16 protein-coding genes are annotated in these 21,966 nt (G+C 60.5%); 9 read left to right on the top strand and 7 right to left on the bottom strand.

The window, feature by feature from the left end; translation table 11 throughout:
• Positions 1–53: 53 nt before the first annotated feature.
• From RLW41_RS20105 to RLW41_RS20115, 3 genes are all read right to left on the bottom strand, one after another.
• A complete protein-coding gene (locus RLW41_RS20105) occupies positions 54–1,229 on the bottom strand; it encodes a vWA domain-containing protein (protein ID WP_414462628.1) in 1,176 nt (391 codons plus the stop codon).
• 119 nt (positions 1,230–1,348) lie between these two features.
• A complete protein-coding gene (locus tag RLW41_RS20110) occupies positions 1,349–2,671 on the bottom strand; it encodes a porin (protein ID WP_414462629.1) in 1,323 nt (440 codons plus the stop codon).
• Positions 2,672–3,067: 396 nt separating this feature from the next.
• Positions 3,068–4,390, bottom strand: coding sequence for a porin (locus tag RLW41_RS20115; protein WP_414462630.1), 1,323 nt, complete (start codon positions 4,388–4,390; stop codon positions 3,068–3,070).
• Between the two features lie 557 nt (positions 4,391–4,947).
• On the opposite strand from RLW41_RS20115, the gene RLW41_RS20120 reads away from it, so the two are divergent.
• The 3 genes from RLW41_RS20120 to mdoH all read left to right on the top strand — a co-directional run bounded on the left by RLW41_RS20120 (position 4,948) and on the right by mdoH (position 9,019).
• Positions 4,948–5,304 (top strand): hypothetical protein, encoded by a 357-nt coding sequence (locus RLW41_RS20120; protein ID WP_414462631.1) that lies wholly within the window; start codon positions 4,948–4,950, stop codon positions 5,302–5,304.
• A gap of 182 nt (positions 5,305–5,486) precedes the next feature.
• Positions 5,487–7,061: a glucan biosynthesis protein gene (locus RLW41_RS20125; protein WP_409559821.1), complete on the top strand. Its 1,575-nt coding sequence runs from the start codon at positions 5,487–5,489 to the stop codon at positions 7,059–7,061.
• A complete protein-coding gene (gene mdoH / locus RLW41_RS20130; RefSeq protein WP_414462632.1) occupies positions 7,046–9,019 on the top strand; it encodes a glucans biosynthesis glucosyltransferase MdoH in 1,974 nt (657 codons plus the stop codon). The genes RLW41_RS20125 and mdoH overlap by 16 nt, the downstream gene beginning before the upstream one ends.
• Positions 9,020–9,047: 28 nt before the next feature.
• Here mdoH and RLW41_RS20135 read toward each other — a convergent pair whose 3' ends face one another.
• The 3 genes from RLW41_RS20135 to RLW41_RS20145 all read right to left on the bottom strand — a co-directional run bounded on the left by RLW41_RS20135 (position 9,048) and on the right by RLW41_RS20145 (position 12,362).
• Positions 9,048–10,085 (bottom strand): YcjF family protein, encoded by a 1,038-nt coding sequence (locus RLW41_RS20135; protein WP_414462633.1) that lies wholly within the window; start codon positions 10,083–10,085, stop codon positions 9,048–9,050.
• Positions 10,082–11,527, bottom strand: coding sequence for a YcjX family protein (locus RLW41_RS20140; RefSeq protein WP_409559824.1), 1,446 nt, complete (start codon positions 11,525–11,527; stop codon positions 10,082–10,084). The genes RLW41_RS20135 and RLW41_RS20140 overlap by 4 nt, the downstream gene beginning before the upstream one ends.
• A gap of 337 nt (positions 11,528–11,864) precedes the next feature.
• Positions 11,865–12,362, bottom strand: coding sequence for a hypothetical protein (locus RLW41_RS20145; RefSeq protein ID WP_013947550.1), 498 nt, complete (start codon positions 12,360–12,362; stop codon positions 11,865–11,867).
• A gap of 86 nt (positions 12,363–12,448) precedes the next feature.
• Between RLW41_RS20145 and RLW41_RS20150 the strand changes: the two genes are divergently transcribed.
• Together RLW41_RS20150 and RLW41_RS20155 are read left to right on the top strand one after the other, a co-directional pair.
• The gene (locus RLW41_RS20150) at positions 12,449–13,891 is read left to right on the top strand and encodes a malonyl-CoA decarboxylase (protein WP_013947551.1); all 1,443 of its coding nucleotides are present in this window, start codon (positions 12,449–12,451) and stop codon (positions 13,889–13,891) included.
• 138 nt (positions 13,892–14,029) lie between these two features.
• Positions 14,030–14,992 carry a neutral zinc metallopeptidase gene (locus RLW41_RS20155; RefSeq protein WP_414462634.1) on the top strand — a complete coding sequence of 321 codons (963 nt, stop codon included), beginning with the start codon at positions 14,030–14,032 and terminating at the stop codon, positions 14,990–14,992.
• Between the two features lie 91 nt (positions 14,993–15,083).
• On the opposite strand, the gene RLW41_RS20160 is transcribed toward RLW41_RS20155, so the two are convergent.
• Positions 15,084–15,893: an SPOR domain-containing protein gene (locus RLW41_RS20160; RefSeq protein WP_414462635.1), complete on the bottom strand. Its 810-nt coding sequence runs from the start codon at positions 15,891–15,893 to the stop codon at positions 15,084–15,086.
• 362 nt (positions 15,894–16,255) lie between these two features.
• Here RLW41_RS20160 and glmU point away from each other — a divergent pair, with 362 nt between their 5' ends.
• The 4 genes from glmU to RLW41_RS20180 all read left to right on the top strand — a co-directional run bounded on the left by glmU (position 16,256) and on the right by RLW41_RS20180 (position 21,936).
• Complete coding sequence (gene glmU / locus RLW41_RS20165; protein ID WP_414462636.1) at positions 16,256–17,617, top strand: bifunctional UDP-N-acetylglucosamine diphosphorylase/glucosamine-1-phosphate N-acetyltransferase GlmU; 1,362 nt, start codon at positions 16,256–16,258, stop codon at positions 17,615–17,617.
• Between the two features lie 128 nt (positions 17,618–17,745).
• On the top strand, positions 17,746–19,566 hold the full coding sequence (gene glmS / locus RLW41_RS20170) for a glutamine--fructose-6-phosphate transaminase (isomerizing) (protein ID WP_414462637.1): 1,821 nt from the start codon (positions 17,746–17,748) through the stop codon (positions 19,564–19,566).
• A 120-nt stretch (positions 19,567–19,686) separates the two neighbouring features.
• Positions 19,687–21,060: an SPOR domain-containing protein gene (locus RLW41_RS20175; RefSeq protein ID WP_414462638.1), complete on the top strand. Its 1,374-nt coding sequence runs from the start codon at positions 19,687–19,689 to the stop codon at positions 21,058–21,060.
• A 45-nt stretch (positions 21,061–21,105) separates the two neighbouring features.
• The gene (locus RLW41_RS20180) at positions 21,106–21,936 is read left to right on the top strand and encodes a DUF502 domain-containing protein (protein ID WP_013947558.1); all 831 of its coding nucleotides are present in this window, start codon (positions 21,106–21,108) and stop codon (positions 21,934–21,936) included.
• Positions 21,937–21,966: the final 30 nt, after the last annotated feature.

Raw genomic sequence — 21,966 nt, forward strand, 5'->3', positions numbered from 1 at the left:
GTCGCAATACAACTTTAGGCGTCATCGGCCACGAGTGGGGCCGAAACGGGGCATCAGCGCATCAGGGCGCGCATACCGGCGTCAAGACCGTCGAGAGTCAACGGATACATGCGTCCGCCAAGCAGTTTGCTCACAATGCCGATCGAGGGTGTCCAATGCCAGTGTCTTGGATCCACAGGATTGAGCCAGATCGTGTGCTTGTAGATGTCAGCAACACGTTTCAGCCAGACCGCACCCGGTTCTTCGTTCATGTGCTCGACAGAGCCGCCGGCAACGGTGATCTCGTAGGGGTTCATCGAGGCATCGCCGATGAAGATCACTTTGTAGTCGGCAGGGTAAGTGTGCAGAACCTGCCAGGTGTCGATCTTGTTGGTGTAGCGACGGGCGTTATCCTTCCAGACGCCTTCATAGAGGCAGTTGTGGAAGTAATAGTACTCAAGATGCTTGAACTCCGAGCGGGCCGCCGAGAACAGCTCTTCGACTTCCTTGATGTGATCGTCCATCGAGCCGCCGATGTCGAAGAACATGAGGAGCTTGACGGTGTTGTGCCGCTCGGCCCGCATGCGAATATCGAGGTAGCCCTTTTCGGCGGTGCCGCGGATGGTGCCGTCGAGGTCCAGCTCTGAGGCGGCGCCCGTCCTGGCGAACTGGCGCAAGCGGCGTAGGGCAACCTTGATCGTGCGTGTGCCGATTTCCGCCGTGCCGGCCAAGTCCTTGAACTCGCGCTTGTCCCAGACTTTGATCGCGCGGCGATGGCGGCTTTCCTTCTGGCCGATACGGACGCCAGCCGGATTGTAGCCATACGCGCCAAAGGGTGACGTGCCGCCGGTGCCGATCCATTTGTTGCCGCCCTGATGGCGTTCTTTCTGCTCGGCGAGGCGCTTCTTCAGCTCCTCCATGATTTTGTCCCAACCGCCGAGCGCTTCGATGCGCTTCTTGTCTTCTTCTGAAAGGTGAAGCGTGCTCACACGGCGCAGCCATTCCTCGGGAATTTCGGCTTCCGCGGCGTCGGGCAGGCTTTCGAGGCCTTTGAAGACATGGGCGAAGATCTGATCGAAGCGATCGAGATTGCTCTCGTCCTTAATGAGCGTGGCGCGCGCCAGATAATAGAAATCTTCGACGCGGCCGCCTGCGATGCCCGAGCGTACGGCTTCAAGCAAGGTCAGATATTCTTTGAGCGTGACCGGTAGTTTGGCTGAGCGCAGCTCTGTGAAGAAGGCCTGGAACATGGGGGCACAACTAGGTGTTTTGGAGCGTCGAGACAATGAGCGGAGCGCCGCAAGCACGTTCTAACGCAAAGAAGCCGCCCAAAGGGCGGCTTCTCGTATTTCGATCGTCTGGCTTCAGATCAGAAGTTGATCAGAGCGCCCATGCCGACATAGTCGAAGTTGTCGTAGGCGATGCCGCTGAGGTTATTATCATCGTAGTCGAGGTGACGATACTTAACCCAGATCGACATCGCAGCTGCGTCGATTTCCTGGACAACGCCGAGACCCCAAACCTTCGTGGTATCTTCGGTGGCGCCGATGCCAGCCAGATCAGACTGCGAAAAGACACCTGAGCCCTTGATGTGCTCATACTCGCCGTAGAGAACCGTATGGCCGAGCGGAACCCAACGCTGACGAATGCCACCCTTCAGATAATAGGTCTCAGACTGTCCACCGTCTCCGAAGCCAACAACATCGTTGGCATAGGCGTCATGTCCGTAAGCGCCATAGGCGAACAAACCTGTCGGGATATGCTCAATGTAAGCACCGGCCTGGAAGTACTGTTGCGTGTTGTTGTTGACAATACCATTAAGGCCTTCGTCCGTGCTTTCAGCGTAAGACGCAACGGCAGCAACCTTGAAGTCATGCCATTCACCGGCGTAACGCGTGGTGATGGCCCAGATGTCGTCTTCACCCCACGATGCGGACACCGAGAAGCCGCCAAAGGTCGGCGAGTCGTAACGAACGACGTTGCGCGGAACGCCGAAGCAGTCACCCCAGGCGCCACCAGCGCTTTGGCAGTAGGCGCCGCCCCAGTGAAGCGCCGAGTCAGTGGCCGTCGGACCGCCGACGAAACCGCCAGCTTTGGTGCGGATACCGAAGCTATTGACGTCGAACGCCACCCAGTTCGCCGGAACGAGCGAGCCCGAACCGTCAACCAAGATCGCTGCGTTATCAGCCGCGTCCGACTGCTTACCGACCGAGACCTTGCCCAGCTGGTCGCTCTTGATGAACCAGAAGGACTGCAGCGTCGAAACGCCGTTCGTCTGACCGGCGCTCTGGCTTAGTGCGTTGCGGCCGTCCGGCGTATCTTGATTGGTCGTCAAGCTATCGGAGCCGATGGCTTCGATGTGCAGGACGTAACCTGCTGTCCAGCCGGGAAGAATTGTGGCTTGGCCGGTGAACTTCACGTGGCTGCCGAGCGTTGAGCCGAGGTCCGTGACGTAGGCGTTCGACTCAGAGCCGTCGTCCCACCACATAACCTGCTGTCCAACCCAGCCCGACACGGTGAGCGAGACCTTGCGGTTGCCTTTGCGTGCCGTCGTCGCTTCCAATTCTGCGATCCGCTCTTCTAGATCTGCGCAGCAATTGCCGCCCAAGTCTGCCGCAGAAGCGTTCGTCGCGGCGAAACCGCCAGCGAGGACGCCTGCAGCGACCAAAGCGCCTACCTTCATCTTCCTCATTCTACCTTCTCCCGTCTTCAATCACTTCTAGTAGTAGACGCGGTACTTGGCGTTCGCCGTATTGTCGGCCGCATCAAAAGCGATCCACGGCGGAACACCTACCAAGTGACTTCGCCGCTTGCCGGGAAAGTCCGTGATTCGTGGGTTGGCAACAATTGCGGTTTGCGAAACGACCGCGACGAATCCGACAATGTGGCGCAGGGGCAACTGGCCGGATTGTTGGGCGAATGCCCGAAAACTAATCTAAATGACTGTTTTTGAAGGCATTATTTTTGTGCGCGCCACGGAAGTCGCACTGTGGGTTTTCCACGCATCAGGGAATTCATGTGCACACAAATAAAAAGGCCGCCCGGTGAGGGCGGCCTTCAATTTCGATTTTGTGGTTCTGGCTTCGGATCAGAAGTTGATCAGAGCGCCCATACCGACGTACTGGAAGTTTTCGTAACCGATATCGCTGGTATTGTTGTCGCTATAGTCGAGGTGGCGATACTTGACCCAGATCGACATCGCAGCAGAGTCGATTTCCTGGACTACACCGCCGCCGATGACTTCCGTGCGGTCATGGGTTGCACCAATATCCGCCAGTTCGGACTGCGAGAAGTCGCCGGAACCTCTGGCGTTCTCGTACTCACCATACAGGATAGTGTGGCCAAGCGGCGTCCAGCGCTGACGGATACCGGCCTTGCCGTACCAAGTTTCCGACTGGCCAGAGCCTGCGAAGTCATAGTCGTCGTGTCCGTAAGCACCGTAGGCGAACAAGCCCGTCGGGATGTGTTCAACGTAGGCGCCGGCCTGGAAGTACCGCTGAGTCACGCCCTGAATACCAGCATTCAGGTTCTCGTCGGTGCTTTCAGCGTAAGACGCAACGCCTGCAACTTTGAAGTCGGCCCATTCACCGGCATAACGCGTGGTGATGGCCCAGATGTCGTCTTCGCCCCAAGATGCCGACACCGAGAAGCCGCCGAAGCTCGGCGAGTCATAGCGAACGACGTTGCGCGGAACGCCGAAGCAGTCGCCCCAGGCACCACCTGCGGATTGGCAGTAGGAACCGCCCCAGACTGCCGCCGAAGCATTGGCCGAAGTTGTGAAGCCGCCGGCGCCGTCGAGGAACATGCCGTTCTTCGTGCGGATGCCGAAGCTGTTGACGTCGAACGCCACCCAGTTTGCCGGAACGAGCGAGCCCGAACCGTCAACCAGGATCGCTGCGTTGTCAGCCGCGTCGGACTGCTTACCAACCGAGACCTTGCCCAGCTGGTCGCTCTTGATGAACCAGAAGGACTGCAGCGTCGAAACGCCGTTCGTCTGACCGGCGCTCTGGCTTAGTGCGTTGCGGCCGTCCGGCGTATCTTGATTGGTCGTCAAGCTATCGGAGCCGATGGCTTCGATGTGCAGGACGTAACCTGCTGTCCAGCCGGGAAGAATTGTGGCTTGGCCGGTGAACTTCACGTGGCTGCCGAGCGTTGAGCCGAGGTCCGTGACGTAGGCGTTCGACTCAGAGCCGTCGTCCCACCACATAACCTGCTGTCCAACCCAGCCCGACACGGTGAGCGAGACCTTGCGGTTGCCTTTGCGTGCCGTCGTCGCTTCCAATTCTGCGATGCGCTCCTCGAGGTCTGCGCAGCAGTTCCCCCCGAGATCAGCTGCCGATGCACTGCCGGTTGACAGGCTGCCCGCAATCAGGCCTGCCGCCGCCAGGGCACTCAGACTGTACTTGTTCATAGAACTACTCCCGTCTGCTTCGACTTGAGGAATGACAGGCAGGAGCGCCAGCGCCCGGCCCAACACTCTTCTTTCCGTGGTGTTATTTTACCCGTCCTCAAACCCGTCTTTGCGGCCAACGGGTTTCCCCCCGAATCACCGCTCAGGGTTATGTTTTAAGCAGATCTGATTCGGTCGGGGAATAGTGGACGGGCGTTCCGCTGTGGAATTGCGGGGATTTGTGACGGAAAAGTCACGAGCGTTGATGCTGCCACACGGCGGTCACGGGCCGACCTAAATTCGGACGAAGTGCCTTCCTCGTCATGCTGGCAGGGAAGGAAAAATCACTGATGATTCATGCGGTCGTCATGTGGATAAACGGCGTCCGCATGTCCCTCTTTGAGTGATTTTGAAGACATCGTCGAGATGCAAAGGCCGGGATTATTACTAAAAAAGCCGACGGGTGTGTCACGACAACCATTTCCGGCTGGTCTGCCTAACTCGCGAGCACGAAGCGTTCACTGCACTGGGCTTGGAAGCGATCAGTGTGCCCGAACGCCTGGCGAAATCAGTTCTGCATGGCGTCGAGCAAGCAGGCTGGCGTCGATGAGCGCTTGCCGTTTATCCACCCAAAAAAGGCGAGTTCGGCTTCGACTAATCCGGCTAGGAGGGTCTTTAAGCCCACCACGGCAGGGTCGCAAATCAGCACGAGCGCGAATAACGGGATGTGGACAGTGATAAAAAAACTGTCTGAGGAAATCGACCTGCTTGCGGACCAGCAGGGGCATCGACCAGAGGGCTTTCCTGATGTTGGCATCGGCGTCCGACCGCTGGGACTGCCGGAGCCAAAGGCTTGGGTATGGGCAACCTATGGCTGCCGACGGTTGATGATGAAAATTCTTCGAGGGGATTTTATGGGCGGTCTTGCCCGGTAGGATGCATCGAATGGCGGGTTGCTAACTTCATAATTCGTTGACGAGAAAGTCACACGCCAACGTCTCGCGAGTGGAAAATCTGCCACAATCGTTGGATAGCAGTCGTGGGCTGTTCGTCAGTGCTGTCTCGCGATAGCGTTGGGCTGGAACGTGCGCGCCTCGAGGTTTGGCTGATATCGGAAATGACAGGAAAAATCGTCGATCGCCGGGTACTGCTTGAGAAGGCGGTCGCAGGAACTTTTGCCATGGGCCTCGCCAAGATGGCGTTGGCTGTAACAGATGCCTATGCGGATGGGGCGTCGCCGGCGCCACAACAGAGCCAGCAGGGGACGACCTTCGGAACGACGACGGTAAAAACGGAGGCCAAGCGGCTTTCGGACCAGCCGTTCGTCAAGCCGACGATGGATCTGCCGCCGCCGTTCAATAAGCTGAGCTACAGCCAGTACCGCGATATCCGCTTCCGGCCGGAGAAGGCGATCTGGAAAGGGGATCATCTCGATTTCCAGATTCAGCCGTTTGCCATGGGCTGGCTCTATGACGTTCCGGTCGATCTGTGGATCGTCGATGCCGGTAAGGCGGTTCGACTGGTTGCAGACAACAAGCTGTTTTCGTTTGGGCCGCTGATCGGTCCGGGCCCCGATGCGGCGCCGTTCGGATTTTCCGGGTTTCGTATCCACGGGCCGATCAACCGGTCCGACGCTTTCGACGAGTACACCGTCTTCCAAGGTGCGAGCTACTTCCGAGCCGTCGGCCGTGGACAGGTCTACGGTGCATCGGCTCGCGGCCTGGCGCTCAATACCGCGCAGCCCGGCGGCGAAGAGTTCCCATTTTTCCGTAGCTTTTGGATCGAACGGCCGAAGTCGATCGCAACCGAACTGGTCATCCATGCGTTACTCGATAGTCAGTCGACGACCGGCGCCTACCGGTTTGCGATCTCGCCGGGAGAGACGACGGTTATGGATGTCGAGGCAACCTTATATCCGCGTGTCGCCTTGAGCCATGTCGGGATTGGTCCGCTCACGAGCATGTTCTTCCATGGACAATCGAGCCAGAGACGGGTCGAAGACATTCGCCCCGCTGTTCACGACAGTGAAGGGCTCGCCATGATCAATGGCGGCGGCGAGCGGCTGTGGCGGCCGTTAAACAATCCGAAGACCCTGCAGCTCAGCGCCTTCATGGACAAGGACCCGAAGGGCTTCGGGCTTTGGCAGCGCGACCGCGACTTCCACAACTACGAAGACCTCGAAAGTCATTTCGAGCGTCGGCCTTCGGTCTGGGTCGAGCCGGAAGGTCCGTGGGGGGAAGGGTTCGTCGAGCTTGTCGAGATCCCCATTGAAGATGAGATTCACGATAATATCGCCGCCTATTGGAAACCATCAAAGCAATTGGCAGCTGGCGGTCCGCATCTCTTTAACTACAAGATCTACTGGGGCAGGGATGTCCCGGAAGCCTGGGCCGGCGCCCGCGTCGTCAAGACGCGTGTGGGAAATGGCAAAAAGCCAGGCATCATTGTTTTCGTCATCGATCTGGCAGGACCGTCGGTCAAGGACGCGAAGGATCTGCCAGCCGTGGATTTGTCTGCGAGCGCTGGTCAAATTTCCAACATCAATGTCCAGCGAAATCCTGAAATCTCCGGCGTTCGTGTCTCGTTTAATCTGGCCACGGGCGACAATGAACTCATCGAACTTCGTTGCGTTCTGAAGGCAGGCGATCAACCCGTCTCGGAGACCTGGCTCTATCGATGGACAAAGCCGTAAACGAGAACTTCATAGGCGAGATGCCGGAAGTCACATCGTATTCCAAAACATCGCCCGACGCGGGACCGTGGCGGCATTTACCGCCGACGGCGCCGCTCGATATGCCGACGCAGGATTTTTCCACGCCGGCGCACGCGAGCACTGAAGTTCGGCGGCGCGGATATTGGGTGCCGCGTACGGCGATCTTTGCTGGCGCTGCAGTGCTGACCGCCGCCTTTGGGCACGAGCTGTTCAGCATCCTGTCGTTCGTCGTCATTACGCCGGTCCAGTTTCTCTTTCTCATTCTGTCAACGATCGCGTTCGGATGGATCGCCATTGGCAGCCTGAGCGCGGCGTTGGGATTTCTGCCGCTGTTCATTGGCGAGCAGCCCGATACCATCGAGCCGCCGCCCCCGTCGTCGTCACTGACCGGGCGCACGGCGTTGCTGTTTCCAGTTTATCACGAAGACCCCGCGCGGATTGCGGGTGCGATCGAGGCGATGGTGCGTGAACTCGCAGACCTCGGCCGCAATGATAATTTCGACGTGTTTGTGCTGTCCGATACGCGCGGCGACGAGGATGGCGCGAAGGAGGCGGCCGTCTATCGAGCGCTTGCGCTCGAACTCGACGATATCGCGTCGGTCTACTATCGCCGCCGAATGAAGAACACGGCGCGCAAGGCTGGAAACATCTCCGACTGGGTCGAGCGTTTCGGGGCCTCTTATGAGTCTTTCATTATTCTCGATGGCGACAGCGTGATGTCGGGCGGCACGCTGGTTTCGCTGGCGGCTGCGATGGAAGGCGATCCCAAGGCAGGCCTCATTCAGACCGTACCGCGTCTGGTTGGCGGCGAGACGCTTCTGCAGCGCCTGCAGCAATTCGCGTGCAATACCTACGGTCCGGCGGTGGCCGCAGGCATTGCGTTCTGGCACCGCGACCAGGGCAACTACTGGGGCCATAACGCGATCATTCGCACGGCGGCGTTTGCGTCGGCGGCTGGGCTGCCTGACCTTCCCGGTCGCAAGCCGTTCGGTGGCCACATTATGAGCCATGATTTCGTCGAGGCGGTTTTGCTGCAGCGCGCAGGCTATGGCGTGCACATGATGCCATCGCTCGAAGGGTCTTACGAAGGCATGCCGCCGAACATCATCGATGTGGTGGCGCGGGACCGGCGCTGGGCGCAGGGCAACCTCCAGCATCTGGCCATCGTCTCGCAACCGGGGCTGACGCCGATGGGTCGCCTGCACCTCGGTATGGGAGCGGCTTCCTATCTGATTTCGGGCGTCTGGGCGATGTCGCTCATCGTCGGTGTCGTGCTGGCGCTGCAAGGCCAGCAGATGATTCCGAGCTACTTCCGCGATGACAAGACCTTGTTTCCAATCTGGCCGACGATCGATCCTGGCGCTGCGTTGCGTCTGTTCTTGGGCACGATGGTCGTTGTTCTATTGCCTAAGGCACTCGGCCTGCTGCTCGCTTGGAAGCAGATGCGCAAGGAGCGGAATTTCTTTGGCGCCATTCGGGTGACAATCGGGGTGCTGATCGAGACGGTCTATTCGATGCTCATCGCGCCGATCTTCATGGTGACGCAGACAGTCGGTGCCGCCGAAATCCTCGCCGGGCGGGATTCCGGATGGAAGCCGCAGAAGCGCAACGACGGTGCGATCACGTTTGATGATGCGATGTGGTTTGCGCGCTGGCAGACCGCCATCGGCGGCATCGTCGGGGCCATCACATATACGGTTTCCCCGGCGCTTCTCGCCTGGATGTCGCCGGTGATCGGCGGGCTCATTCTGGCAGGACCGGTAAGCTGGCTGACGTCACGCCGTGCCGGTCCCATCGAGCGGTGGGCGTTGGCGACGAATGAAGACCGCAGGCCGCCGCCGGTTTTGGTCGATGCCGGGCACAGGTCGCGCGATTGGGAACGGAAGATGACGACGCCCGGTGCACTTAGCCCGCTGCCGGACGCTGCAGCGGCCTAGCGAGCCGCCCTCTCGCAGATGCTCTTGTCTAACCTTCGGCCTGCTTGTCAACGCCACGCAGCGAACGGACCAATTCGTTGAAGATCTCGCGCACGCGTAGTGGTTCGGAGTCGAGGTAGGGGAGCGGCCGGATCACCTCGACGGCAACTACGCCCAGGCGTGAGGTGAGTGCACCGTTGAACGCGCCTTCGCCGAGACGCCGCGACAGTCGCCGCAGCACATCCTGCCCGACGAATTGGCCGAGCAAGTCGTCCGTCATGGCGATGCCGCCGGTCGCGATGATGTGGCCGATGACGTTGCGTCCGAGGCGGAGGGCGCCAAGAAGACCCGGGCGTCCGCCGTAGAGGCTCGCGATCGCGCGGAACATGCGAACGTTCTCGACAAGCACGTAGCCCATCGCAATCCACATGATGGGAGAAAGCGCAGTCACCGTTGCGACGCGTTTCGCGGACGCCAGGATGACCTTGCGGGCTTCGCCGTCGAGCGGACGCAGCAGCTCGCGATCCGATAGGCGAAGCAACTCGCCGGGCTCTAGAACATCGCCGGAATGGTCTTTGACCCGCGCCAAACCCCAGGAAAGATCGGGACGGCCGCGGTAATGGGCGAGCAAGGCAGAGACAGCTTTGCGTTCGGCCGCGACATCGGGCTTGGCGAGCGTCGCGCGGACGAGGGAACGCAGTTTTGCGAGGCGTGCAAGGCGGCGGAACCCGAGGAGTTCGCGCAGGACGATCCCGAGCAGGGCCAGTCCGATGATGACCATCAGTCCGAAGGCGACCCAGCCGACCCAGTCCTGACGTTCGAGCGCGATTGAAACGAAGCGCGTGAACCAGAGTCCTGCCGCAATCGATGCTAGCGCCGCCATCGCTGAAAGCATGACGCTGCCGAAACGGAAGCCACGATTGATATCGTTGACCGACAAACGCCGTGCGGGAACGTCCGAACGCCGTGACGTCACGGCGCCGCCGTCGCGAATGTCGTCGGCGGTGAAGTCCGTATCTTCGGTGATGTCGTCTGCCTTGAAGACACGGGGTTTTCGCGGCGGCGGGGCGTTGTCCTCGAAGCTCATGAGAGATAGTCCGAGATCAGGAAATCGAGTGCGCGGTCCAACCGGATATGCGGGAAGGCGGCTGGTTTGCCGTCGGGCAGTGTATCGATGAGCTTCGGCGGTGCGAAGCGGACGAGTTCAAGAGAGGCCGATTTTGCGTGGCGCGCAGCGTTCAGCGCAGCGGCCGGGTCGGCGGGAAGGTCGCCCGGAAAGATTGCGGCTTCGGCCGTTCCGTCGAACGTCACGGTGCCGATGCGCTCGCCTTTGATCGGTGTACCGCGGAGACAGGGGAGGCTTTCGCTGCCTTGCTTGGCGGTCGCCTCGCGGGTGGCGCGCAGGGCTGACAACGCAAGCGCATGAACGCCCGCGCCTTCGGTTTGCGCGCGCTTCACTGCTTCGTCGACGATTTCTTTCAGGATAGCCTCGAGGCGATCGTGGCTGGAGGCGGGAAGGTGGTCGGCCTTTGTCGCTGCGAACAAGACACGGTCGATGCGCCGTCCGAGGAACATCGAAAGCCATGAGTTGGCGCCGGGGCGGAAGGCACGCAAAATATCGGTCATGGCGCGTTCGAGATCGCCAACGGCGTCGGCTCCGCGATGCAGCGCTGTCAGCACATCGACCAGCACGATCTGGCGGTCGAGCCTGGCGAAGTGATCGTTGAAGAACGGTTTGACGACGGATGACTTGTAGCTCTCGAAGCGGCGCATCATCATCGCGGCGAGCGAACCGCGGGGCGGGCGTTCTTCAGACGTCAGCGGCATCGGAAAGAATGTCAGCAAGGGCGAGCCGTCGAGTTCGCCCGGCAGCAGGAAGCGGCCAGGGGCGAGCGTCGATTGGGCGCCGCTATCGCGCATGGCGCGCAGGTAAGCCGTGAAGAGTTTTGCGCCGGTAATGGCGATCTGCTCGTCTTCGGCGGCGGCCGGATCGGTGCCGGCGAGAAAATCGAGAAACGGCTTGGCATACTCGGCGCGCGACGGCGAACGTGCGAGCGCCAGGGCGCCAGCCGAGAAAGCGCGGAAGTCCTGCTCCAGCATCGGCAGGTCGATCAGCCATTCGCCGGGGTAATCGACGATATCAACGTGCAGCTTCGAATATCCGGCGAGGCGCTTAAGAGCGTAAGCCGAGCGGTATTCGATGGTGACGCGCAACTCCGAGATGCGCCGGGTGCTTTCGGGCCAGCGCGGCGGTGTTGCGAGCAGGTCCGCCAAATGCGCCTCATAGTCGAAGCGCGGAATGCTGTCGTCGGGCTGGGGTTCGAGGTAGGCGCGGACGATGCGGTGCTCAGCGTCGGCAGCGAAAAAGGGCAGGCGGCCGCCGCTGACAAGATTACGGACGAGCGCTGTAATGAAGACCGTCTTGCCGGCGCGGGACAGGCCTGTCACGCCGAGCCGGATCGACGGCGTCAGGTAATCGGTCAGGCGCGCCTGCGCATCTTTGATGAGAGAGTATGAGATATCAGCCAAGAGGTGCCGCGTGTCGCCAATGAAAAAGGGGCCCGGAAAGGCCCCCCTTTAAGTGGCGTAACTTGCAGGTCGCGACAAGACGTTTCGGGCGCCGGTCTTGCGCCATATCAAGTGCCGCGGCTCAACCGTAGAAAAAGACGATAACGCCTGCAGCCATTACCGCGACGGCCATCAGCATGATGGCGCCGGAACGCAGAAATTCGGACACGGCCTTTCTCCTTTGCCAAGTCCCCCACAACCAGTGTTGGAAGGACCATAGGCTCAAAGGTTTGAATAAGCCCTGACGCGCAGGTTCAGGCGGCGTTCATGGAAGGAAACTGTCGGTTCAGGAGCGAAATCAGGCGTCGTGGGCCTTGCGCACTTCGAATATTTCCATGATCCGGCAGCCGCGATGGGGGCCGTCGACCACGAATGTCCATTTCCCTTCGGTGAAGGTGTCGCACATCTTGACGCCCTTCACGAGAATCCAGTGGCCCTCCTTACCCTTGTGGATGGCCAAAATGTAATAGGCCCAGGCGCTTCTGGGTTTTTGCATCCACGTCCAGAACGTCGGCCGTTCTTTCCTGGCGCGGTGCATGTGGCTTTCTTTCAGCTCCATGCGGTAACCGAAATAGGCGAGCGCGGCTTCGACCTCGTCGGAATAGGTTCCGCGCACGACCGGCTTGCGGTGCGGAGGCAACTCGCGCCCTTCGCGAATGACATCTTCGATCTTCGAAATGCCGTAGCCGGTGATCGCGGAGAGCACATACGGGCCGCAAAAGGCCACGCGGCCGGTGTCGTTATTTGCCGCGCCGAGACTCGACGACGGTGAGCCGGTTGAAAAGCGATCGGTCATGGGGAAAATGCCCTATACAAGCAACGACGGGATGCTCGACCGATACGGTTAAGCAAACGTTAACGACAGGAGCCCGATCCACACCCATGGCAGACCGCGTCAACGTCTCGTTCTTTCAGGAATTGATGGCCACCGTTGCCGAGCAGGGGCGGGCGCTGCTGCCGAAGGCGCTGTTCCGCGACAGCGCGGGAGAGTCGATTGAGGTTCTGTCGCGGGCGCTGATGTCCGGCCGGGGTGAAGCCTCTGGGGTCGCGATTGCGCGGCAGCTTCTCAATCAGCTCAAGAAGGCGAGCAGCGAGGAACGGCTGGCGTTCTATCATTTTCTCGCGGAGGATCTGCAACCCGACGCCGCCGACGTTGCCGAGGCGGCGCGGAATTACCTCGACAACCCATCAGAGAAAACGCTCGGGCGGCTGCAGAGAGCCTCCTATAGCCCGAGACTGGAATTTTTCCGGCGGCTCAACCTGGCGCCCGGAGCGACCGCCGAAATTGTGGCGCTGCGGGCTGACCTTGTTCGTCATATCAAGTCGGACGAGGGGCTGGCTGCCGTTGATCGTGATCTCGAACGACTGCTCGGGTCATGGTTCAACCGCGGCTTTCTCGTGCTTCGCCGTATCGACTGGCAAACGCCGGCGGCGATCCTGGAAAAGATCATTCAATACGAAGCGGTGCACGAAATTCGCGGCTGGGATGACTTGCGCCGTCGTCTCGATCCGAAGGACCGGCGTTGCTTCGCGTTCTTTCATCCGGCGCTGGTCGATGAGCCGCTGATCTTCGTCGAGGTCGCGCTGATGCGCGATACGCCCGATGCGATCTCGACCGTGCTCGACGGCCGTTCAACGGACGATGATGCGCCACCGACGACGGCCGTGTTCTATTCGATCTCAAATTGCCAGGAGGGCCTCAAAGGCGTCTCGTTCGGCAACTTCCTTCTGAAGCAGGTGGTCGAAGACCTGGCGCGCGATGTTTCGACATTGAAGACGTTCGTGACGCTATCGCCGGCGCCGAGTTTCGCGCGTTGGGTCGATCGGGCGCTGGCAAGCGGCAGCGACGTGCCGGTCAGCGCCGAGGATCGCAAGGCGCTCACGCGCCTGCGCGATCCGCGCTGGGTCGAGGATGCCGTCAAGGATGCACCCGGCACGGACGAACTGAAGTCGGCACTGATGGGGCTTGCCGCCTATTATTATCTCTCTGCGCGCTCGAGCGATGAACGCCCCGTCGATCAGGTTGCGCGCTTTCATCTCGGAAACGGCGCGCGGCTCGAACGGCTGAACTGGCTGGGCGATACATCCGAAAAGGGGCTGCGTGAGGCGCATGGCCTGATGGTCAACTATCGCTACGATCTTGCAGAGATCGAGCGCAATCACGAGGCATATGCAGATCAGGGAACTGTCGCTGCCTCACGCGCCGTCCGTGGGCTTCTGCGGCCGCTGGCGAAGACAAAAGGCCTTGCTGCAATGCCAGAACTACTGGCGCTGCCGGGTGTTTCGAAGACGAAGCGTGTTCGCGGCGAGGAACCGCAATCCTAGTCGCACTGCGCTGCCCGGGGCCACCAAGGAGGCCCTTGTAAAGGCTATTTCCCCGTGCAGTATGGGCGCAAAGCGTTGCGCTCTGCGCTGATGTTCGGCTGCCGGATCGTAATGCAATCGTCATAATGAAGGTCCGCGATGCGCTACGATCAAAATGACCGGGAAAGCAGCAATGTCGAGGACCGTCGCGGTCAAGACGGCGGCGGCGGAGGTTTTCAGTTTCCGGGCGGCAATGGCATTCAAATCCCGATCGGCCGCGGCGGGTTCAGCATTACAACGCTGCTGATCATCGGTGCGGTGATGCTGTTCTTCGGCATCAACCCGCTCGACGTTCTGCTTGGACCGAACAGCCAGATTCAGATGCCGCAACTGCCACAGACGACGGAGCGGCCTGATCGTTCGCCGTCGAACATTCCGGGTTTGCCGGGATCCCAGTCGAAAACGGCGAACAATGACGACGCCGAGAAGGAGTTTATCGGCAAGGTGCTTGCCGACACCGAGGACGTTTGGACGTCGGTGTTCAAGAGCTTCGGACGCAATTATCCCGATCCTAAGCTCGTCATCTACAACGGCGCGACGCGTACGCAGTGTGGCGTCGGCCAGACGGCGATGGGGCCGTTCTATTGCCCGCTCGATCAGAAGGTCTACATCGACCTTGCATTCTATGACGAGCTGAAGCGCCGCTTCAACGTGGCCGGAGATTTTGCGCAGGCTTACGTCATTGCGCACGAGGTTGGGCACCACGTACAGAACCAGCTCGGCATTTTGCAGAAGGTGCAGGAGCTGAAGGAGCGTGCAGGCGACGAAGCGACGGCCAACCAGATTCAGGTTCGGACCGAACTGCAAGCGGACTGCCTGGCCGGTGTGTGGGCCAATCTCAACGATCAGATGAAGAAGCGATTACAGCCGGGCGACGTCGAAGAGGCGCTCAACGCTGCGTCTCAGATTGGTGACGACATGATCCAGCGGCGCATGACGGGCCGGGTCGTGCCCGATGCGTTCACGCACGGCACGGCAGCACAGCGCGTCCACTGGTTCAAAGCCGGTCTGGAGTCGGGTCGCATGGATGCGTGCGATACGTTCAACACGGCCAGCCCATAACTCGCCGAGTCCATGAAAAAGGGCCGTTCCCGACGGCCCCTTTCTTTGTGCGGGCAACCAAATAGAGAAGGCCCGCCGCTTTCTTAGAGTTTTAGAGCACGTTGCCGCGATAATCGCTGACCTTGCAGCTGATCGATTGCGCCAGAAGCTCTTTGCACAGCTTACGTGCTTCAGCCTTCGACTTTACCGGTCCGGCAATCAAACCGTAATTGGGATTGCCTGCGGTACCAACGTCGGCATAGCGGGCTTTCAATTGGCTGAGCTGCTCGGGGTGAATTTGCGACAGGGCTCCCCAAGTGATCCGTAGACCGTCGATCGAAGGATCGGTTGCGATCTGGATGCCGTAGGGGTGCGGTGCCGGTTTCACGACGGCCGGACCGAACGAAATTGGCTTGTTTGCAGATTTCTTATCAACGCTGCCGGTTTCGATCGGCGCGCCGACGCGCGGGGGCGAGTTGATGATCTTCGGCGGAGCAGGGCCGCCATCTGCGTCATCGACCGGGGCGGCGTCCGTCCCCGTGGGCTGAGCGGCCGATGCGGTGGTGGTCACAGCCGGTGTCTGCGCCTGGGCGACGCGGACCTTGTCGTCAAGCGCTGCCACTTGCGAACTCAGTTGCTCGGTCTGGGTCGCTTGCGTTGCGACGTCGGCTTTGACTATCGAAATATCGCTTTCGATCTTGCTCAGCGACGCTTTCAGGGTCTCGACGTCCGCGGACACCTTCATGACGGTCGTCTCGGCGGCGTGCTGACGGCCATGCGACAGATCGGGAAGGAGCTGCGGCGCAAAAAACGCGATGCCAAGATAGCCAAGGCCTGCAACACCAAGTACGGCCCAAGCGGCCGAATAGGGCGAAGCGTTGGCTTTCGGGCGCATCGGCTTATCGGTTGCGGGCTTCGTCATGGCGTGTGTCGTCCTACTGCCTTGCGGGTGCTCCGGGCGAGCGGAGCTTCCCCGAATCATTTTCACTACGTGGATGAGGTTGGTTCGGCCTTGCGGCTGCCGCAATGGCATGGCGGGGGAAACATGCGCGAAGCTGTGGACGAAGGCCGAGATGCTGCAGATCGGCTATCCGTCAGTAAAACCACGGCAAAGCGGCTGTGGCGGCATTTGGTCAAGCCGTCTTTCCAAGGAGACTGAAGCGGTTGCGGATGCAGGCCTTGCAGCGCATGGAGGGCAGGCGGTATGGCAGGAGTGGGCTGTGCGCGCGGGCATCTTGGCGTTCGCGTTCCGACCCAGGCTGTAGTTGAAACGCAAGGTCATCCATGAGTCCCCGGCCCTGTCTCTATGTCGTGCTTGCCGCTGGCAAGGGCACACGGATGAAGTCGTCGCTGCCAAAGGTGCTTCACAAGATTGCCGGGCAGTCGATGTTGGCGCACGTTCTTGGGACGGCGTCCTCGACCGGCGGCAGATTTGCTGTCGTGGTAGCTCCCGGTGCTGAGGCCGTTGCTGCAGAAGCGAAACGGCTCGTCCCGGATGTTCAGATATTCGAGCAGGCGAACCAACGCGGGACGGCGGATGCTGTGCTGGCGGCCAAACCTGCGTTTCCGGATAGCAAAGGTCTCGACGTTATCGTGCTGTTTGCCGATACGCCGCTCGTCCGGCCGGAAGTGATCGCCGAGATGCGCGATGCTCTGGATGGTGGTGCTGGGATTGCGGTGCTGGGCTTTCGGCCGAAGGACCCCACGGGCTACGGCCGATTGCTGCTCGACGATACAGGCACGTTGACAGCGATCCGTGAGGAGAAGGACGCGAGCGATGCGGAGCGGAATATCGATCTCTGCAACTCAGGTGTCATGGCCTTTCGAGTGCCGGACCTCGCCGCTCTTCTGGCGCGCATCGGCTGCGACAATGCGAAGGGCGAATTCTATCTCACAGACGCCGTTGCGGTCGGTCGCGAGGCCGGTGTGCGTGCGACGGTCGTCGTATGCGACGAGGACGATGTCGTTGGCGTCAATAGCCGAGAGCAACTCGCGCAGGCCGAAGCGATATGGCAGCGGCGTATGCGTTCGAAGTTCATGCGCGATGGCGTGACGATGATTGCGCCGGAGACGGTCTGGCTGAGTTTCGACACCAGGATCGCGGGCGACGTCAGGATTGAGCCAAATGTCATATTTGGGCCAGGCGTCACTGTCGAAGAAGGTGCCGAAATACTGGGGTTTTGCCATGTCGAGGGGGCAGTCGTCGGCAAGGGTGTCAGACTTGGCCCATTCGCACGGCTGAGGCCGGGAGCGCGTCTCGGCGAGAACGTTCACATCGGCAATTTCGTCGAGGTCAAGAACGTGACGCTCGGGGCAGGAGCCAAAGCAAATCATCTCTCCTACCTGGGCGATGGCAGCGTCGGGGCGCGGGCGAACATCGGCGCGGGCACGATCTTCTGCAACTACGATGGCTTTAACAAGCAGCTGACAGAGGTTGGAGAGGAAGCTTTCGTTGGATCGAATTCGTCGCTTGTGGCGCCGGTGAAGATCGGGAAGGGCGCCTACATCGGTTCAGGAAGCGTCATCACCAAGGATGTCAGCCCCGGCGCGCTGGCGCTGGAGCGGAGTGCGCAGGAGGAGCGTCCTGGGTGGGCGGAGAAGTTCCGCATCATGATGTCCCGTCGCAAAGCGGCGCAAAAAAAGTAACTGTTAACCAGTTGCGGAATTGGCGTGCGCTCGGCACGTGCGGGGCTTTGAAATATACTGTGATTTGAGAACATCCTTAACCGGCTTCATCGTCGGATAAGGGGAAGCGCATTCGGGGGACCGGTCCAATGTGTGGGATCGTCGGAATTCTCGGGAAATCGTCGGTTTCGACCAATCTGGTCGATGCCCTGCGGCGGCTCGAATACCGTGGATATGATTCGGCCGGCATCGCGACGGTCGAAGGCACAGGTATTGAGCGCCGGCGTGCCGAGGGCAAACTTCGCAATCTCGAAAAGCGGCTGATCTCTGAGCCGCTGGGAGGGCGCACAGGCATCGGCCATACGCGCTGGGCGACGCACGGACGCCCAACGGAGCGCAATGCGCATCCGCACATGACCGGCAAGGTGTCCGTCGTCCATAACGGCATCATCGAGAATTTCCGCGAGCTGCGGACGCAGCTTGAGGCGAAGGGCCACAAGTTCGAGACTGACACGGACACCGAAGCCGTCGTTCATCTCATCACGGAAGAGATGGATCGAGGTGCGAAGCCCATCGAGGCCGTCCGCAATGCTTTGCAGCATTTGCAGGGGGCTTTTGCGCTCGGCATCATTTTTGCGGGTGAAGAGGATCTGATGATCGCGGCGCGAAAGGGTTCGCCGCTCGCAATCGGGCACGGTTCCGGCGAAATGTATCTCGGTTCGGACGCCATCGCCCTTGCGCCGTTCACGGATGCAATCACTTATCTCGAGGAAGGCGACTGGGCTGTTCTGCGCCGTTCGGGCGCCGAGATCTTCAATATCGACGGTGTCCGCGTCGAGCGGCCGCTCGTCAAAGCCGTTGCGAGCTCTCTGTTGATCGACAAGGGCAACTATCGCCATTTCATGGCGAAGGAAATTCACGAGCAGCCGGAGGTGATTTCGCACACGCTGGCGAATTACCTCGACATGACGGCTGGGCGCGTACGTTTTCCCGATCTCGGCGTCGATCTATCGACGATCAGCCGGGTTACGATCTCGGCGTGCGGCACGGCCTATTATGCCGGGCTCGTCGCAAAATACTGGATCGAGCGGTTCGCACGCGTCCCGGTCGATATCGATGTCGCATCGGAAATGCGTTATCGCGAGGCGCCGCTGCCGGAAAAAGGCTTGGCGGTCTTCGTTTCTCAATCCGGCGAGACGGCCGACACGCTCGCGACGCTTCGGTACGCCAAGGCCAACGGCCAGCGTATTGCGTCCATCGTGAACGTCCGGACGTCGACGATCGCGCGCGAATCACATGCCGCGTTGCCGACGCTGGCGGGGCCGGAAATCGGAGTTGCGTCGACAAAAGCGTTCACTTGCCAGCTTTCGGTTCTGGCCTGTCTCGCAATTGCGATCGCCCGGGCGCGGAACACGATCACGGCTGAGCAGGAGGCATCTCTCATCAAATCTCTGATGGAAGTGCCCCGGCATGTGGCGTCCATTCTGAGGAGCGATGAGGCCTATCTGGCCGTCGCTCACGAACTGGCAAAAGCGGACGATGTGCTGTACCTGGGGCGCGGATCGAGCTTCCCCATCGCCCTCGAAGGCGCGTTGAAACTTAAGGAAATTTCTTACATCCACGCCGAGGGCTACGCCGCTGGCGAGCTGAAGCACGGCCCCATCGCGCTGATCGACGAAAGCGTGCCGGTCGTCGTGGTGGCACCGGAGGACGAACTGTTCGAGAAAACGGTTTCGAACCTTCAGGAGGTCGCGGCGCGGGGCGGGCAGGTCATCCTGATTTCGGATGCCGATCCGGACAAGGCCGGATGTAAACTTGCCGGGCATATCCCGATGCCAAAGGTTGACCCATTTGTCGCGCCAATGATCTATGCTGTTCCTACTCAGCTCATCGCCTATCAGACGGCGGTGCTGATGGGGACCGACGTTGACCAACCCAGGAATCTGGCGAAGTCAGTTACGGTGGAGTAGCCCAAAGCCGGCGCATTGGGGGTGGGGGCCCTTAATTCGCCTCGTTCCGCTGGTTCAATTATCAGCGCGAAGGGAGGGTTACGCCACTTCAGAACGTGACCATTGGGGAAGGTACGGGAGATGACGCAATTCCAAGTGCTCGCGCGCCAGGCGGCGCTCGCTGCTACTGTGGCGTGCGTATTTGCAAGCACCCTTGCGGTTTGGCCGTCTATCGGCGAGGCGCGTAAGGCAAAAGCAGCGAGCGGGCCTGCAGGTCCGTCGGCGCAAGGTCCGCAGGCTGGTGCGGGTGGCGATGCCGCTCAGAAGGCTGCCGAGACCGAAGCGGCCAAAAAAGCCTATGATGCTGGCCTCAAGGCTTATGCCGCCGGGAAATTCAAGCCGTCGATCGAACAGCTATCGGTGGCGATTAAATCCGGCAAGCTGTCGTCGCCGGAATTGGCCAAGGCAATGTTTACACGCGGCCGGGCCTACAAAAAGGACAATCAAGCAGGTCTGGCGATTTCCGATCTCACAAGCGCGATCTGGCTGAAAAACGGATTGAGCCCCGATGAGCAGAAGTCGGCGATGGCCGAGCGGTCAGAGGCCTACAGCATGGCCGGCCTTTCGGATACCGGCAGCCGACCCGACCAGCGCGTTATCGGCACACCTGCCGTCGCTTCAGCACCGGCGTCGAATGTGACTGCGAATGCAGCGCCAGGACCGAACGCCGGTTCCGCAGGGCTGTCGGCCGCGGCCGTCGCCGAGGCCGCCAATGCCCAGAAGGCAGCCGCCAATACGGACGCGGCGTCGGCTGAGAGCACGCCTTCGCCCGTCAATGGCGAAACGACACTTCAGTCTGCTGCTGCTGGCAGTGTCGCCGGGACCCCGGCAAAGCCTGCGTCATCGGGCATTGCGGGCTTCTTCGGCTGGGGACAGTCGTCCACGCCGCAGCCACAACCGGAGCCCGCGCCTGTCGCAGCAGCGCCAAGCACAGGATCGTCGTTCACTCAGACGGTCACCGCCATTCCGGGGAATGTGTCCGGTTTCTTCTCAAACATGTTCAGCGGCGGCGGCTCGTCTGCGCCGGCGCCCGCAGCACCGCCACCGGCTGGCGTGACGACGGCATCGACCGTTGCGGTTGCGCCCGAGACATCAAGCTGGAGCAGTGCGACGACTGTTGCAAACCATGGCCAACATGATGTGATCCGCGCCGAGAAGGCGTCCTATTCGCGAGAAGCGCAACCTGCTGCGCCTGTCGTGACGAAGGGCAAGTTCAAGATCCATATCGCAGCGCTGCGCTCGAAGGCTCAGGCCGATGCGTTGGCTCAGAAGCTCATGGCGGAGCACGGTGCGGAGCTTGGCAATCATCGGCCGGTCGTCGATTCCGCAGTGATTGGCAGCATGGGCACCTTCTATCGGGTTCGTATCGGCGGCTACGCTTCGCAAGCCGAGCCGCGAAGCCTCTGCAACAAACTCAGAAGCAGTGGCCTTGACTGTCTGGTCGTGACAAACTGAGGGATGCCCGTCCCTCCGTCGGGTCTGATGCTCGAGTAGGAGAGAATGGTTCCTCCCCCGGTTGATCCTGAGCACGATGTCCGTCGCGTGATGGGCGTTACGCCGTCCGACGCGCAATTGACAGCGGGCCTCAAGCGCCTTGCGAGCGACAGCGGAAAAACAGGCTGGCGGCTCGGCTCGCGTTTTCGCAACGCGTTTTTGACGGGCCTCGTCATCGTCGGCCCCGTCACCATTACGCTTTGGCTGATGTGGGGCGTGATCCATTGGATCGACGCCTGGATCAAGCCGCTCTTGCCGACCTGGTTCAATCCCGACACCTATTTGCCGTTTCCGGTTCCAGGCTTCGGGCTGGTCATCGCGGTTTTCGGTTTAACGCTGATAGGCGCGCTCGCTGCAAACCTTCTCGGCCGTGCGCTGGTGTCTTCCGGCGAACTGATGATGTCGCGCACGCCGATCGTCCGTAACGTTTACGGCGCGCTTAAGCAGATCTTTGAGAGCGTGATCTCGACAACGGGTCCAAGCCAGAGCTTTCAGAAGGTGGGGATGATCGAATTCCCCTCGAAAGAGATCTGGAGCCTCGTGTTCGTGACGGGGGAGACGACCGGCGAGATCAAGGACGTGCAACCCGGCGGTGAGGGCGATCTGCTGACCGTCTTCATGCCGACCGGCATTGTGCCGCCGACGGGCTTCATCTGTTTTGTGCCGCGCTCGAACGTGGTGTTCCTGAACATGACGGTCGAGGAAGCGGCCAAGATTATTCTATCGGGCGGCATCGTCATGCCGAATACCGAGCAGGAAAAGCTCAAGCTTCTTGCTGAGGCTGCCGCGAAGAAAAAATCACGCTTCCGGCGCGGTGGCGACAAGCCGGCTGCTTAGATATTCGATTGAACCCTCCCCCTTGCGGGG

Source organism: Hyphomicrobium sp. DY-1 (assembly GCF_047497105.1).
Taxonomy (GTDB): Bacteria; Pseudomonadota; Alphaproteobacteria; order Rhizobiales; family Hyphomicrobiaceae; genus Hyphomicrobium_B.